Origin of the sequence: Paenibacillus sp. p3-SID867 (assembly GCF_025142895.1) — a bacterium.
Classification (GTDB): domain Bacteria; phylum Bacillota; class Bacilli; order Paenibacillales; family Paenibacillaceae; genus Paenibacillus_AQ.
In genome coordinates this window covers 143,853-158,416 of sequence record NZ_JAMBDM010000009.1, presented here as the reverse complement: position 1 = coordinate 158,416, position 14,564 = coordinate 143,853, and the positions used below count along the sequence as shown (strand labels likewise).

General features: G+C 44.6%; 15 protein-coding genes. 9 read left to right on the top strand and 6 right to left on the bottom strand.

What is annotated here, in order from left to right; genetic code table 11:
- Positions 1 to 65: 65 nt before the first annotated feature.
- Genes M4D81_RS19495 through M4D81_RS19485 form a run of 3 tightly spaced genes read left to right on the top strand, consistent with a single transcriptional unit; the run spans position 66 to position 3,750 of the window.
- On the top strand, positions 66 to 1,817 hold the full coding sequence (locus M4D81_RS19495; protein ID WP_260067742.1) for a sensor histidine kinase: 1,752 nt from the start codon (positions 66 to 68) through the stop codon (positions 1,815 to 1,817).
- A gap of 5 nt (positions 1,818 to 1,822) precedes the next feature.
- Positions 1,823 to 3,250, top strand: coding sequence for a response regulator transcription factor (locus M4D81_RS19490; protein WP_260067741.1), 1,428 nt, complete (start codon positions 1,823 to 1,825; stop codon positions 3,248 to 3,250).
- 2 nt (positions 3,251 to 3,252) lie between these two features.
- Positions 3,253 to 3,750 (top strand): AAA family ATPase, encoded by a 498-nt coding sequence (locus M4D81_RS19485; protein WP_260067740.1) that lies wholly within the window; start codon positions 3,253 to 3,255, stop codon positions 3,748 to 3,750.
- A gap of 115 nt (positions 3,751 to 3,865) precedes the next feature.
- On the opposite strand, the gene M4D81_RS19480 is transcribed toward M4D81_RS19485, so the two are convergent.
- Positions 3,866 to 4,150 carry a hypothetical protein gene (locus M4D81_RS19480; protein ID WP_260067739.1) on the bottom strand — a complete coding sequence of 95 codons (285 nt, stop codon included), beginning with the start codon at positions 4,148 to 4,150 and terminating at the stop codon, positions 3,866 to 3,868.
- 1,124 nt (positions 4,151 to 5,274) lie between these two features.
- Here M4D81_RS19480 and M4D81_RS19475 point away from each other — a divergent pair.
- Positions 5,275 to 6,171, top strand: coding sequence for an AraC family transcriptional regulator (locus M4D81_RS19475; protein WP_483874641.1), 897 nt, complete (start codon positions 5,275 to 5,277; stop codon positions 6,169 to 6,171).
- Between the two features lie 298 nt (positions 6,172 to 6,469).
- Positions 6,470 to 7,018, top strand: a complete 549-nt coding sequence (locus M4D81_RS19470; RefSeq protein WP_260067737.1) for a GNAT family N-acetyltransferase — start codon at positions 6,470 to 6,472, stop codon at positions 7,016 to 7,018.
- A 79-nt stretch (positions 7,019 to 7,097) separates the two neighbouring features.
- On the opposite strand, the gene M4D81_RS19465 is transcribed toward M4D81_RS19470, so the two are convergent.
- Genes M4D81_RS19465 through M4D81_RS19450 form a run of 4 tightly spaced genes read right to left on the bottom strand, consistent with a single transcriptional unit; the run spans position 7,098 to position 9,630 of the window.
- Positions 7,098 to 7,838 (bottom strand): ABC transporter permease, encoded by a 741-nt coding sequence (locus M4D81_RS19465; protein WP_260067736.1) that lies wholly within the window; start codon positions 7,836 to 7,838, stop codon positions 7,098 to 7,100.
- Complete coding sequence (locus M4D81_RS19460) at positions 7,835 to 8,746, bottom strand: ABC transporter ATP-binding protein (protein ID WP_260067735.1); 912 nt, start codon at positions 8,744 to 8,746, stop codon at positions 7,835 to 7,837. The genes M4D81_RS19465 and M4D81_RS19460 overlap by 4 nt, the downstream gene beginning before the upstream one ends.
- Before the next feature lie 18 nt (positions 8,747 to 8,764).
- Positions 8,765 to 9,175: a DUF3021 domain-containing protein gene (locus M4D81_RS19455; RefSeq protein WP_260067734.1), complete on the bottom strand. Its 411-nt coding sequence runs from the start codon at positions 9,173 to 9,175 to the stop codon at positions 8,765 to 8,767.
- Positions 9,172 to 9,630, bottom strand: a complete 459-nt coding sequence (locus tag M4D81_RS19450) for a LytTR family DNA-binding domain-containing protein (protein ID WP_071219056.1) — start codon at positions 9,628 to 9,630, stop codon at positions 9,172 to 9,174. Before M4D81_RS19450 ends, M4D81_RS19455 begins: the two co-directional genes overlap by 4 nt.
- A 316-nt stretch (positions 9,631 to 9,946) precedes the next feature.
- Here M4D81_RS19450 and M4D81_RS19445 point away from each other — a divergent pair, with 316 nt between their 5' ends.
- From M4D81_RS19445 to M4D81_RS19430, 4 genes are all read left to right on the top strand, one after another.
- The gene (locus tag M4D81_RS19445; protein ID WP_397376717.1) at positions 9,947 to 10,183 is read left to right on the top strand and encodes a MarR family winged helix-turn-helix transcriptional regulator; all 237 of its coding nucleotides are present in this window, start codon (positions 9,947 to 9,949) and stop codon (positions 10,181 to 10,183) included.
- A 108-nt stretch (positions 10,184 to 10,291) separates the two neighbouring features.
- Positions 10,292 to 11,164, top strand: a complete 873-nt coding sequence (locus M4D81_RS19440) for an SDR family oxidoreductase (protein ID WP_260067733.1) — start codon at positions 10,292 to 10,294, stop codon at positions 11,162 to 11,164.
- A 134-nt stretch (positions 11,165 to 11,298) separates the two neighbouring features.
- Positions 11,299 to 12,006: a DNA alkylation repair protein gene (locus tag M4D81_RS19435; RefSeq protein ID WP_071219057.1), complete on the top strand. Its 708-nt coding sequence runs from the start codon at positions 11,299 to 11,301 to the stop codon at positions 12,004 to 12,006.
- A 430-nt stretch (positions 12,007 to 12,436) separates the two neighbouring features.
- On the top strand, positions 12,437 to 13,000 hold the full coding sequence (locus M4D81_RS19430) for a histidine phosphatase family protein (protein WP_260067732.1): 564 nt from the start codon (positions 12,437 to 12,439) through the stop codon (positions 12,998 to 13,000).
- Positions 13,001 to 13,140: 140 nt separating this feature from the next.
- Here M4D81_RS19430 and M4D81_RS19425 read toward each other — a convergent pair whose 3' ends face one another.
- Entirely contained in the window at positions 13,141 to 14,526 is a 1,386-nt protein-coding gene (locus M4D81_RS19425; protein WP_260067731.1) for an ADP-ribosylglycohydrolase family protein, read from the bottom strand.
- Positions 14,527 to 14,564 lie beyond the last annotated feature (38 nt).

The following is a 14,564-nucleotide window of genomic DNA, read 5'->3' as shown; positions in this document are numbered from 1 at the left end:
TTCCCACCTGTTTCTATTTATGCACGTCTTAGACCTGATTCGAAGAGAGGAGGAGTCAATAATCGATGGGGATGCTAGCGTTGAAACCGGAAAAGAATTGGAAGTCCCACCTGAAGCGATTGACCTTGAAAAATAGAATTCTTTTACTGTTCGCCGCAGCAACATTGATCCCTTTCATCTGCACTTGTTATCTTTCATACAACACCATTACATCCATTCTGAATACGAAGCTGCAATCCGGCATTCAAAGCAATTTAAAGCAGGTCAGATTGTCGCTTGAGAACACGCTGAACAATCTGAATCACGTCTCCCAACAACTGACCTTTAAGGGGAATGTCGGCAGGCAGCTTGAGATGTTTTTGATGGCGAAGCAGCCGTATGACCGGAGTTATCTGACGGATGAAATCAAAAATCAGCTGAATCTCATCACGTTCACCAATCCCAATGTTGGATTAACGCTGTATTATTTACGCGACGATCAGACCACTCTTTTTGAGAATACAGGCATGAAACAACCATTCCATATCGATAATCTTCCAATCCTCGCAGAGTATTATGGCATCACCTATTTTGGACCGCATATCAGTCAAGACCGGTTCAACAATCAATATGTGCTTTCCGCGTTGCGAAAGGTGGACTTGCCGGAGAGGGAGGATGCCTATGTCTACATTGAGTCCGGTTTCAAGCTGACTCAGAGTATTCTTGATTTGGATGAAGTCAGCAAGCATACCAATCATTTAATTCTGGACAACAACGGAAGAATTTCATACAGCGAACTTCAAGAGATCTTTCCTGAAAATTCATTTTTTACGGATACACTATCGCCATCTCTGGTAACAGGTATTACGTCCGACTATTATTGGTATCGACAAGTCAGCAATCAGGGCTGGAGCGTGGTCTCGCTTATTGCGCAATCCGACTACAACCGCGAGAAAAATCGCTGGATGATGCAGATGCTTGGGCTGGCGCTGCTGTTCGCCGTAGTCAGTCTGACGATTGGCTGGCTTCTATGGAAAATGGTGTACCGGCCGCTGTCGCGCTTCCATAAGGAGATCAAATCGATTGCGGGCAGCAATTTTAATGCGGCTGCCACACAGTCGAGCATCCCGGAATTTGAGATGTTGTTAAACCAATTTCAACATATGAAGGTTCAGATTACGCAGCTGTATTCTGAAATCAAGGCCAAGGAGAAGCGCAGAGCGGATCTGGAGATCGAGAAGCTGCAGTATCAGATCAATCCGCATTTTCTGATGAATACGCTGGATACCGCTCACTGGCTTGCCGTTATGAACGGTCAGGAGGAGATCGACAGGCTTGTCACTTCGTTGAACAAACTGCTTTACTACAATCTCCGCAAAGGCAACAGTGTCGCGACGATCAGGGATGAGATTGATTCACTGAAACAATATCTTATTCTCCAGCAGATTCGATACAATTTTCAGTTCGATGTCAATATTCACGTAGACGATGCATTGCTCGAAGTGACAGTCCCAAGGTTTATTCTGCAGCCGTTGGTTGAAAATTCGCTGTATCACGGGCTGGATGACAACGGCAGGATCGAGGTGGAGGTTCGAAAGAATGACAGACTAGAGATCGAAATTCGAGATAACGGTGGGGGGATCTCTGAGGAAACGATTGAGACGTTGCTTGAGCAGGAACAGACTGAGCACCATCGAGTGGGGATGGGAATCGGGCTGAATTATGTCAAACGAATGTTAGCATTTCATTACGAAGGGAAAGCGAGTCTGACGGTAACAAGCGAGCTTGGCAAAGGTACCCGCATCATCATTTCGATACAAATTGGGGAGGGGAAATAAACGAAATGATCCATGTTCTCATCGTAGACGACGACAAGCTTGTACGTAAGGGACTGATGTCCTTTTTACCCTGGGAATCGTTCGGAATGAGAGTTGTAGGCGAAGCAGCTAACGGGGAGAAGGCGCTCGATTTTCTGAAGGCGAATCGGGTAGACCTGTTAATGACCGATCTGGCCATGCCCGTGATGTCGGGCATCGAATTAATTCGGGTTGTACGCAAGTTATATCCGAATATCGCGATCGCCGTGTTGACGCTTCATCAGGATTTTGAATACATTCAGGAAGCGCTCCGACTGGGTGCCATTGATTACATTGCCAAGGTAGAGCTTGAAAAAGAACAGTTCGAAGAAGTGTTTCAGCGCATTCACTCGCGCATTGTGGCAGAGAAGCAGAAGCACAAGAACGAGGCGGATACGATAGTAGAGGTTAGTTCTTGCGAAACGGCCTTTGCGCTATTGACGTATCCGGACGAGCCGTTAACGAGCAGAATGGTTGCGGAATGCGTATCCTTGGGCTGGATAGCCGAAACGGAAGGCTCTATTCTGATGTGGTTGACGGATCTTGCCAAGGAGGTTCAGCCTCAAGGCCATTATGAAGAAGCCCCGTTGCCGCCGCTTCCAAACGGAACGCGCAGCTCCGGATGGCATATGGTGCGGATACGGCATACAGCCGGTTTATCTCCATCCGATCTGCATCAACGGATACGGGCTTACAGGAGCAGAGATTTTTTTTACGACTGCGACGGCAATGAGCCCTATCCCATTGAGAAGTCTGTCATGGAGCTGTTGGCTGAACATCCTGAACCGGGAGAAGAGGAGACGGACACGGTGAAGAAATTAATGCACGCCTTTACTTGGGTCCATGACGATGAAGCCTTTGATAAGCTTTGTAGTCGATTAAAAGAACTGCGAATACCTGTCTCCAAACTAATGCAATGGATCTACGGATTTATAGTTGACTGGAACCGGCTATATAGAGCGATACAACCTGATGAGATCAAGATGCCTGATACATTTACGTGCTGGCGGGAGGTTGCCGACTGGCTGAAACAATTCAGGGAAAATGGGATAACGCTGTCAGGCAGCCTGCAGCTGAGCCCGGAAGTAAGCGGCAGTATTATGACCGCGGTCAAGATCGTGCACGATGAACTTGAGTTTCCGTTATTCGCTATCGATGTCGCGAAGCGGGTCAATCTGAGCCGAAGCTACTTCTATCAATGTTTCAAAGAAATCGTTGGCTTTTCCTTCAATGAATATCTGCGCAAGGTACGGATCGATAAAGCGCGGGAATATCTGGAACAAACGGCCAGGCCAATTGTCTGGATTGCCAAGCAAACCGGATACGAGGATGAGAAATATTTCAGCAGAACTTTTCGAGAGCAGACAGGCATGCTGCCGAGCGAATATAGACAGCAGTATAAGACGAGGTCATAACAATGGAAAGCAAATTGCCTTTATTTATCGTAACAGGCGCAAGTGGGTCTGGGAAAACATATGTCATCAAGGAATTGCGGAGAATAATGCCTGATTTTGATATTTTTGACCCTGATAGTCTTGTTGAATTTATCGGGCACGATTGGGAGAAAATGCGAAATATTTGGCTGCGAGTTGCACGCAATATCGCTGAAAGTGGACGTATGACTATAATATGCGGAACAATGATGCCCTGGGATATTGAAAAATGTGCGGACTTTCCTTTTTTTAAGCATGTATATTACCTAAACCTGCATTGTGATGAGGAAACGCGCGAAAAACGTCTACGTGAAAGAAATTGGTCGGAGGAAGAGATTCAAAACCACAAAAACTTTGCAAAACGATTGCTTGAAATTGCCGATGAGGTCTATAACCCACCTATGCCTACTATTGATACAACGGTTACTGATGTAACCGAGGTTGCCTCTCGGATAAGAGAGTGGGTTCACCAATACGCTTGAAATAACGGGAAACGATAGGCAGCCGATCACATGGAGATCTGCTGCCTCTTGAATGTTGGAGAGAATTATAGACCGATATTGTCACAATGAGGATAATTCTATTTCCGTACGAACCTTACTTTGATTTTTTTATATTTGATTTTTTTCGTTTTATTCCTTGGAAAATCAGCATAAATCCCATTAAGAAAAATAAAATATTGACTGAACTTAAAGACTGATTTCCTAAAAAATCCTGAATTAAAACATAAGATTGGATAACCAAGATAATGGATGCATATAAAAAATACATATTGGATTTGTCTTTAAATTTCCGGCCAAGTAACTTAATTATCATTGTAAAAGCAATTGCATAAATGGTGATTATCCCCACAAGAATAAGAGCTAAGATCGATATGTTCATAAAATCAACCCCTTACATTAATTGTTAATTTCATTTTATTACATTATAGATTTTATTTCTAACAGCAATCAATCTAGATTGGCCGGAATTGACAATTACCTGCTTTTTTAGCCGATTATGATGAGGGGAGCTAACCCGATGCAGGAGGGAGTAAAAGAAGTGAAGCCTGTAAAGTGATGGATTTGAAACAATGTGAGGTTCTATTGAGGAACTTCATCTGATTCAGTTTACTTATGTAACTTTTTTGCTTTTTTGGTGTTTACTAAGTTGAAGGAAATAACCCCCATGCATGAAGGGGGATCATCAATCATTTCGAGAAGTGAACGTACATAGGATTACATTACAAAAATTAAAAAATCGAAGGAGTAGTGGGATGTCTAATTATATAAAAGCCATGACTTTGAGCATGACTATAATCCTCAATAAGCCATGATTTTGAAATTATTCTTTGCTTTACTTCTTAGTATACCGTTTACGATTATAAATTTCAGTGCATACCTAAAAGGCAACACACCTTCAACTATGAACTTAGTGAGCACTATTCTCTTTTTAATTTTGTGGATGTCATGGGGAGGTTACACTAATTATAGGGACAAACGGAGCATGCGCTTTCTTAAGTTCAGCTCTTTTTACTGTCTTGTCTCAGTTGCATGTGTTTTTGTAATGTATCTTATAGATGCAATACTTTTTTCAATACCAGTTGGAATATTTATTATAGGACCGGTGTATGGGTTAAGGTATTTCTTCCCCTCGGTTTCATATGAAGGATTTGGATACATCTCTGTAATAATAGTCTATGCTTTCAGTTTGGCTGGTTCTTTTATAGGATATGTGGCAAGTAAAAAAGCAGTACGAGAGTAAACAGTAATGGGACTGACCCCATAACGTGAGACAAATTAAAAATACCTTCAAGAGAATGCAACCATGTCGTAAGATATGGAGACAACCTTGGAGGTTTTTTGCATTGTAAACAAGAGTCAACGATCTTGTCGAAGTGAAGAAGAAAGCCACCGTATCTGTCCCTGCTGAATGAGGAGAGGTGATAATACCAACTTACTTGAGCATAAAAAGTTGCGATACAAAGTCGCTGTTAATCTATACTTCGATTGAGAGGAGGGATAGAAATGGATTGGCTTACGAGGATGAATCGGGCATTGGATTATATTGAAACAAATTTATCCGGAGAAATCGACCTGACGAAGATAGCAAGCCAAGCTTGCTGTTCGTCTTATCAGTTTCAAAGAATGTTCTCCTTCATTACGGATGTTACACTGGCGGAATATATACGACGCAGACGGCTTACTCTTGCAGCGATTGATTTGTTGAATAGCGATACGAAAGTGATTGATATCGCCATTAAGTATGGTTACGAATCACCGGTTTCTTTTGCAAGAGCTTTTCAATCGATGCATGGTGTCAATCCAACTACGGCTCGTCAAGAAGGTGTCGCGTTGAAAGCATATCCACGGCTTTCCTTTCTTATTTCAATCAAAGGGGTTGAGGCGATGAATTATCGGATCGAAACCAAGGAATCTTTCCAAGTATTTGGCATTGAAAGAGTGTTTCAAACAAGCGGTGATGGCGATGGACCGAGTACACCGGGGGGATTATGGCAACAATGCCATGCCAATGGCGAAGTAGAGAGACTTACTGCCAATGCGGGTGAATTGCCTGTATATCTGAGTCAGGATATGTATAAAGTGCATGCTGTGTGCAGTTATCGAAGAACCGAAAATGATTCGTTTCCGTATATGCTGTGTTCATTTAAGAGCGATTCCAGTAAAACAGATGGATACTTGGAAATAACGATCCCTTCACTCACTTGGGCAATATTCCCATCAGAGCTGTTTACATGGGATCAATTTAATGATTCCATCGAATCGTTATACCACCGCTTTTATTCAGAATGGCTTCCAACAGCAGGATACGAGCAGGTCGATGGAATGGAATTCGAAGTCTATGGAGGCAGAAATGGCCTTAATTATGTAGAATTGTGGTTCGCGGTACGAAAAACCTCCTGAATGATGAAGACATACAGAGCGCTGGATCATCCATAGAGGGATAAATATCATCTTTGGTTCGGTATGAAGGAACATGGAAGTACGGGACACGTTAGTTGAATAAAGACGAGAAGGCAGCCGACCAATTTGATCAGCTGCCTTAACTTGGCTAAAGGGCAGTAGAGGCAAACATGACAGGGGAATACTATGGGAATTTCTAGATTAAGAATACTCTAAATGATATCTTTAGAATTGTTTGATAAATGAGATCGCAGATTCACTAGTTAAATAGAATATCAAAACATGAAAGGACAAAAACATGTCTCAATTCCCTACTTTAGAAACGGAAAGATTTATACTTAGACAGATTAAACAAGATGATTCACAAGAAATATTTCAATATTTCTCAATGGATGAAGTCACAAAATTTTATGATTTGGAGAGTTTCACGAATATCGAACAAGCAGAAGAACTAATTCGCAGATGGAATCAGAGATTTGAGAATAATCAAGGAATTCGCTGGGGAATCACCTTGCGATCGGAAGACTGTGTAATTGGAACTTGTGGATTTCATGGTTGGGCGAAGAATCATGGCAAGATTGAAATCGGGTATGAACTAACACCAGAATATTGGCGGCAAGGTATTATGACTGAGGTGATTCCGAAGATAATTGAATTTGGATTTAACAATCTTGGATTAAACCGAATTGAAGCGTTTGTAGAACCAGAGAATATGGGGTCAAGAAAGGTGCTTGAGAAGGTTGGGTTTACGGAAGAAGGGATATTAAAGGAGCATTTTTATTGGAGGAATCGGTTTGTTGATAATGTCCTATATGCATTGCTTAAGAAAGAGTTTAAATTTCGTTAAATAGTAGTAAAACAAAGGCCCGAGAATTGCAGGGAAACGCAAAGGGCCTTCACTTTGAAGATGTTCTCCTTATTATATTCTACTTCCCGCTCCAACGGAAAAACCGTGTAGCAAGCACTACAGATACAATCGCAATGCCAATCAAAACAGCAGCTTCAAAGCCATATTCCGTAATTGGCGCTTCTGTCCACGTCCCCCGCAGCAACTGAATGACGTAATAGAGCGGGAGTATTTTCGCTGCATATTGAAGAACCGTCGGCATCAACTCCAGCGGAAAAGTCGCCCCTGACAGGAACAGCATCAGGTTTAGAAATAATGAACTGATTGCGGAAGCAGCCTGAGTGTTTTTTGCTAAGGAAGTCAGAAATAAAGCAAACGGGAAAAAGGCCAGGATGCTAATAAGCAATGAAAGCAGGGTGCTTCCGATATAGGCCGGCAGGGTTAAATCATAGAACAGCATGCCAAAGACCATAAGAAGCATGGCGGAGATAGCAAAGATGACGGTCCCTTGAAAGGTATGGGCGGCGAGGATTTTCCATGGCTGGAGCGGTGTTGATTGATATCTTCTCAATACGCCCGTTTCCCGGTAATTGGTTAAAACAGTTCCCAGGGTAAAAAAGGAAGTGGTTACGATATTGACACCAATCCACGAAGGAACAAAATATTCCGCAAAAACCTTTTGGCTCATGTTATCTCCAACAAACATGGAACCAAACAGCCCAATCATCACTACTGGAAAGAGGAATGTCCAAAACATGCTTAAACGGTCTCTAAAGAACATTTTCGTTTCTATACTGGCGAGTTTTACGATTGCGTTCATCCGATCTTCTCCTTTTCTAGGTACTGAACAAATAAATCATCAAGAGAGCCGTTCTCAAACCTGAAGCTGGACAAAGGGATGCCTTTTTCCTGACAGTAACAGAAAATGTGATAAGCCGTTGTCTGCTGGTCATCACAAAACACTTTGAATTCGGCTTGATCCTTGTCAACGCGCTCCACACCGGGAAGCGAGCTTAAATATTCGGGACCAAGTTCTTCGCTGATAAAGGCAAGACAGCCAGCAGCACCTTCGTTTAATAATTCACGAGGGGAGTTCAAAGCTTGCAATTGGCCGCTGTAAATCATCGCTACCCTGTCGCACAGCTGCTCAGCTTCTTCCATATAATGCGTGGTTATCACAATGGTACTTCCACGGTCTCTTAACAGTCGGATCAATGACCACATTTCCCGCCTTGCTGAGGGATCAAGCCCCATGCTCGGCTCATCAAGAAATAAGATTTCAGGCTCATGCAGAGTGGCTAAAGCAAGAGTTACCCGCTGTTTCCATCCGCCGGATAAGTCATCGAACTTTACGTTCAGCTTTTCGCGTAAGCCAAGCAATTCTACTAAATAATCTTTTTGCGTGGCGTTATCGTAAAATGAAGAAAAGAGATCCAGCGCTTCTTTTACTTTCATTTTCTTCTGGATCGAAGTGGCCTGAAACTGGACTCCAATTCTCTTGTTTAACTCCCGAAGCTGCTTATTGGGAACAAGTCCAAGAACTTCAACCGCCCCATGGCTTGGATCAGAGATTCCTTCCAGAATTTCGAGGGTGGTCGTTTTCCCTGCGCCGTTTGGCCCGATAATCCCGAAGATCTCACCTCTGTAAACATCAAAGGAAAGATTCTTTACTGCCTGGGTCCCGCCAAAGTTTTTCGATAGATTTTTAACTGTAATGACACTCTCCATGGCTGATCCTCCTAATATTCAATGTCTTCTAAGATCTTTATTCAGCTTTTTCGATTCATTTTTAAAATAAAGATAAAACCCAATCCATCCGATGGCGTAACCGAAAATAGAGATTGCCAGGTATATCAAAAAGTTCCTTACACCAATCTGAATCCAGCCAATCCATAGGCCTAATATAAAGTACACGATGGTGACTGTTAGAAAGTGCAGGGCTGTCTGCATGTGCAGGCGAAGTGAGCGGATCTTAAAATAGAGTGGTGTGACAGTAAACAGCCAGCCGCAAAAAATATAGCCAAATGCATCTTTAATAAAAAGCAGCCCGTCTATTGTCGATTGTCCACCAAAATAAATAAGCGCACTTGTAGTCATAACAGCAATAAAAGCCCCGAAGAATATGCCGATGATGCTTCTGAAAATAAATGCATTCATTTCGTTTCCCTCCGGTTCATTTTTAAAACTTCTTTAATTCGGCTAATGTAATGACGCGAAACATATTCTTTCTCACCTGATTTAAAGTGAACACAAAGGGTCCCGTTAAATGATGGTTCGAAATGGCTCATTGCATACAGGTTTGCAATGACAGACTTGGAGATCCTGATAAAGCGATGGGAAGGAAGGGAGTTTTCGAGCTCATATAATTTTTCTTTCACTTTAAAGATTCCTTCTGAGGTGGCGGCTGTGACCACATCGCCTTCTGTACGAAAGTAGTGTATATCCTCGTGCTTAATTAAGTGTTGGTTCTCTCCATCTTTTCCGACGATCAAATCCGTGTCATTCTTATTGAGGTACTCGAGGATCTCCTGGATGGCTGGGGTCATTTCTTTGCAGTGAATCGTCACCGTGGTTTCTTCGTTGCGCGGGTTGATGTCGAGTAGGATTTTCATGTATAGACGGCTCCTCCATTCCATACGCTTTATGAGTTTAGTATAGATGGCGATTTTTCAATTGTCATTAAAACAAAGGCGACCCACAGGAACCGAACAGTAAGATGCATGTATCGGCGTCCGTCCTGCAGGATAAAAAAGCGCAAGCGGCTTTTGACCTCGAGGGGGGGAGGCAATGGTGATTGCATGACAACCATATAGTTAGTATGCTAATCATAAACTCACGATAACTAAATTGGACGGAAAGGGAGAAAGCGTGAAAGAGAAAGAAGAAACATCGGTTATTTGTTGAACAAAATCACGCAACAGCCCGACGATGTCGGGCATTGTGGAGAGATTGAAGAGAAAGGGCCTACTACAGTCAACGCCAAACCCACATGATCGCAGATCGTTCCGCGTTGCTCTGACGGATCAAGCAAAATCGTTGTATCGGGAAATCGAGCCGTTCAGCGAACGTACCTTGGAGCTTGCATTAACCGGGGTTGATTCGGAGGCAGTCGAAGCGCTTCGCCAAACGGTTACTACGATGATCTGCAACTTTGCGGATAAGTAATAAGAACTTACAAAGCAGCAGGGAGAGAATAACAATGACTCGCAAAAAGAATTGTAGCGCCTATATCGGTGCCGGCTTCATTCTGCTGCCGAATCTGGTACGACAAGCATGATGACATCATTGGGCAAAGTGTTAGTGACGGGCGTTACCGGCAACGTGGGAATGTATGTTGCCAAGCATCTGATTCGACACGGGATTGCAGTGAAAGGAGCGACAAGCAGGCCGGAAGCGGCAAGGAGCGTCGTGGACGAGGTGGTTGAGCTGGTTCGCTTCGACTTCGAGGATCCGGCGACCTTTGATGCCGCCTTGGATGGAGTGGAGAAAGTTTTTCTCATCCGCCCTCCCGCGATGTCTGATCCGAATGCCATGAAACCTTTTCTAAACCGGTGCGTCAGCAAATGCATTTCGCACATCGTCTTTTTGTCACTGCTGGGCATCGAACGCAATCCTTTCCCGCCGCATTACAAGATCGAGAAGATGATTAAAGCGTCCGGTATAGCCTATACATTTATGAGGCCAAGCTTCTTCATGCAGAACCTGAGTACGACGCATCAGACCGATATCCGGGAGCATGACGATTTGTTCATCCCAGCGGGGAAAGCGAAGGTCAGCTTTATCGACACGAGAGATATTGGAGAGGCTTCGGCCCTTGTGTTGATGGATTCAGAGAACCATCAGAATCGGGGGTATACACTAACCGGATCAGAGGCGATAACTTACCAGCAAGCCGCGGATATATTAAGCGATGTACTGGACCGTCGCATCACATATTCCAATCCTTCTTCTGGCACTTTCAAGAAAACGATCATCGCCCGCGGCATTCCGAAGGAGTTCGCAACCGTCATGACGGTGCTGTACTTGACGACCAAGCTCGGCATGGCTAACAAAGTGACGAGCGACCTTGAGCGATTGTTAGGCAGGAAGCCGAGGACCTTCCGGCAATTTGCGCAAGATCACATAAGTTTCTGGCAGAGATCGTAACAAGGATGATAGTTATTAAAACAGCTAAGCGAATCATTATGGAAGGGGACGAGACGATAAGCTGGCATTCATTTTGCTTTCTGAAATACGAACCACTCAAAGGTTAAATATATGTTTGGGAGCGTGAATAATAGATGACCTATGAAGAAATTATGCTGGCATTGGCTGGCATGGGCAGTGAGCAGACGAGAAGCACTTATATTCGACATGGTGCGAAAGAGCCGTTCTTCGGCGTTAAAATCGGGGACATGAAGAAGCTCGTTAAGCATGTGAAAAAAGACCAAGCTCTCGCTCTGCAGCTCTATGAATCCGGCAACTACGATGCGATGTACCTGGCGGGGCTTAGCATCAATCCGAAGACGATCACCAAAGAACAGTTGCAGCATTGGGTGGCAGGAGCCAATTGGCATTCGCCTGCCGAGTATACGGTAGCGAGAGTAGCCGCGGAAAGTCCGCACGCGCATGACCTGGCGGTGGAGTGGATTGATTCGCCGGAGGAACTGGTCGCTGTAAGCGGATGGAGCACATATGCCAATTATGTATCGGTTGCGCCAGACGAAGCGCTCGACATGGAGGAGATACACAGTTATTTGACAAGAGTGCGCGACACCATCCACGACGAGCGCAACTGGGTCCGCTATGTTATGAATAATTTCGTTATTTCGGTCGGTGCATACGTTGAGCCATTAACGGAGGAAGCGAAGGCAGTCGCGGAGGTGGTCGGCAAAGTGCATGTGGATGTCGGCAATACGGCATGCAAAGTGCCGCTTGCGACGGAATATATCGGCAAGATCGAGGCGATGGGCCGTATCGGCAGCAAGAAAAAGACCTGCATTTGTTAACGCAATAGCGGAGGCGGATGTGCGATCTAGTCTCCAGGGTTTCCACTAATAGTATGGCTGGCAAAGTAGCCGGAGTCCGGCAACGCCAGGAAAACCTGCGCACTATGGCAAAATCGCGCCGACGATTCAGATACATATACGCTACATTATGTGGCCTTGCATTTTGATGAGGTTCGTCATTGTCAGAAGGGATATTAAATATTCATTTCGCCCCCCTATAGGTAGAGTGGAGAAGAGTACAATGGAGAAGAGATTTCCTCAATGTCCGCTAGTTTTTCTGCAAGCTACACCAGGGGAGAACATCGCTTTTAACCGTGTTTTGGTATATCTAGCAGATTCACATAATCTAGTGTGACAGTTATCGGAAGGCAAAAACATATTTCCCATAACGAACGAATAGGGGAATGAGATGAGCAAAGGGAGGGCAGACATGGAATTCATATTTATTCGGCATGGTCATGGGGAACATCTCAACGATTATCCAAATCGGTTAAATACTCTGCATCCTAGTCTTACAGAATACGGAAAATTTCAAGTAACGCAGCTACGAAATGAAATTATAATTGATCCTGATGATTTAGTTCTTGTAAGTCCAACAAAACGTACAATTGAGACGGCAAACATAATAAAAAATGGTGTGGACTTCATTGTTTCTCCATTGGTTGGTCCCAGAATGTTTCCTCAGAACCCCGAACTTCCTTTTTTAGCATGTGATCACATCCTTTCTATAGCTGAAATTACAAATCTATATGGAGATACTAAAATTCTTGATTTCAATTTGGATTGCTGGAAAGAAGGGATTAATAGGATCGAACAAGATATTTTTGAAGGGTATGCTAAGCGGTTATTAGATTGGATCGGGGAGAGCTATAAAAAAGTAATCATGATTTCACATGATGGCACGATAACGAATTATCGGATATTGCTTGGAGAAAAAGAATTGACCCGAAAAGATTTTCTCGGTGAGGCTGGGGTATATCGAATGAAGTTGTAGTCAGTTGGTCGCTAAGTGTAAAAGAGTCCGAAGGCTCACGTAAGGTTCCGTGAGAGTCTAAAAGTGAAACTCCATCTGGCTACTCGACGGAGAGGAAGGGAGCTAGCCGCCCCCTCCAACTGGATTCATCCTTAATCATGTTAATGCTGTTGCAATTTTCGGAAGACACGATAGCTTCTTTGAGCGCATTCGGAGATGGCAATGGGGTGGAAGCCACTGACATCGGCATACAACGTATCGTTTAGCGGCGAGATCCACTTCGCAGGAAGTGCCGCAGCTCCAAGCGATGCGCCAAGAATGGAACCGACGGTGGCGCCATTGCAATCGGTGTCCCAGCCACCAAGCACGGCTGTCGTAATGCCTTTTTCAAAATCGCCTCCGGAATGAATGAGCGCAGCCGCGCATAATGCAGCATTATTGTTCGTATGAACAGGGTGATAGTGCTTAAATGCTTCCCATATTTTACTCACCAATTCTAATGTGTCTTCCGTTTCCTCGGCAATGTTGACCGCTAAAGCGATAACTTCTGCAAGGCGGCTGTGTTTCGGAATTTCACTCAATCCGATCTCAACAATTCGCTTCATATCACGTTCAACGAATGCGGCGGCAATCATAGCCGAGCAAAACATGGCGCCGTAAATACCATTCTTCACATGAGAGAAAGAGGCGTCCCGCCAAGCAAGCTCAGCTGCAAGCTGGGGCTGGCCGGCAGCACCGTATGCATAGCCGTCCACACGGATCTGGGCACCGATCCATTCGCGGTAGGGATTTAGATAAGAGCGTCCAGAGTGGATATGTTTCTCCCAGTCATCTGGCTGATCGCCGCTAATATGTGAAGTGACACGAGCGAAATTAAGATAGGACTGCGCTTCAGCCGTGAATACCTGCCCGAAGGACAAATGACGATGCCACAGCTTGCCCACATCCCAGGAGTTGAAATCAAGCCCGCGTTCCTCAAGCATAAGCAGGCCGAAAACGGTATATCGAACATCATCGTCCGTTTCCATAAAGCGAATGTTTTCCCGGCAGCTGGCCAAGCTGCTCCACCTTGCGATCTCGATACCGTACTCGGCTTCTGCAGTTGAATCCCCCGGTGTATAGTGACGAATCGGCCATTGCCCTGCGCCTTCGAACCACAGCTTGATATTGTGCCAGCCGGGCCTTCCGCCGGAGCCTTGCATGAAGGAAGGAGCTTCGAGTGGTTTTCCGAGCGCACAACCAGCCGAACGGCCAAGCCACGCACCATGAAATTTATCCTGCCATTTAAGTTCATCCCAGTTTCCGGACAGGATTCTCGGTCCATCCGGACGTTCGGCGCGAATAGCTTCCAATTCCGACGGCTCGATATACTCGTAACCCGCGCGGGGTTCAAGAGCCATTAAAGCCTGATACACTTCCATTAGCTTTGCTTCGTCTGTGCCGGCTGCTTCGAGACCTTCGGTCATCCCCTCTACATAACAGCCTTCTTCTCCACGCTGTTTTATTTCGTCCCGAACTAATTCCCTCAGTCCAATCCATTTCGTCATCACGGTTGCCCTCCTGAAATCCATGTAATCAAAATATG

Coding starts and splice junctions, on each gene's coding strand:
- M4D81_RS19430 (WP_260067732.1), top strand. CDS start 12,437: ATGGAATTCATATTTATTCGGCATGGTCATGGGGAACATCTCAACGAT.
- M4D81_RS19425 (WP_260067731.1), bottom strand. CDS start 14,526: ATGACGAAATGGATTGGACTGAGGGAATTAGTTCGGGACGAAATAAAA.
- M4D81_RS19435 (WP_071219057.1), top strand. CDS start 11,299: ATGACCTATGAAGAAATTATGCTGGCATTGGCTGGCATGGGCAGTGAG.
- M4D81_RS19455 (WP_260067734.1), bottom strand. CDS start 9,175: ATGAATGCATTTATTTTCAGAAGCATCATCGGCATATTCTTCGGGGCT.
- M4D81_RS19480 (WP_260067739.1), bottom strand. CDS start 4,150: ATGAACATATCGATCTTAGCTCTTATTCTTGTGGGGATAATCACCATT.
- M4D81_RS19485 (WP_260067740.1), top strand. CDS start 3,253: ATGGAAAGCAAATTGCCTTTATTTATCGTAACAGGCGCAAGTGGGTCT.
- M4D81_RS19445 (WP_397376717.1), top strand. CDS start 9,947: ATGTCGGGCATTGTGGAGAGATTGAAGAGAAAGGGCCTACTACAGTCA.
- M4D81_RS19465 (WP_260067736.1), bottom strand. CDS start 7,838: ATGAACGCAATCGTAAAACTCGCCAGTATAGAAACGAAAATGTTCTTT.
- M4D81_RS19495 (WP_260067742.1), top strand. CDS start 66: ATGGGGATGCTAGCGTTGAAACCGGAAAAGAATTGGAAGTCCCACCTG.
- M4D81_RS19440 (WP_260067733.1), top strand. CDS start 10,292: ATGATGACATCATTGGGCAAAGTGTTAGTGACGGGCGTTACCGGCAAC.
- M4D81_RS19470 (WP_260067737.1), top strand. CDS start 6,470: ATGTCTCAATTCCCTACTTTAGAAACGGAAAGATTTATACTTAGACAG.
- M4D81_RS19450 (WP_071219056.1), bottom strand. CDS start 9,630: ATGAAAATCCTACTCGACATCAACCCGCGCAACGAAGAAACCACGGTG.
- M4D81_RS19490 (WP_260067741.1), top strand. CDS start 1,823: ATGATCCATGTTCTCATCGTAGACGACGACAAGCTTGTACGTAAGGGA.
- M4D81_RS19460 (WP_260067735.1), bottom strand. CDS start 8,746: ATGGAGAGTGTCATTACAGTTAAAAATCTATCGAAAAACTTTGGCGGG.
- M4D81_RS19475 (WP_483874641.1), top strand. CDS start 5,275: ATGGATTGGCTTACGAGGATGAATCGGGCATTGGATTATATTGAAACA.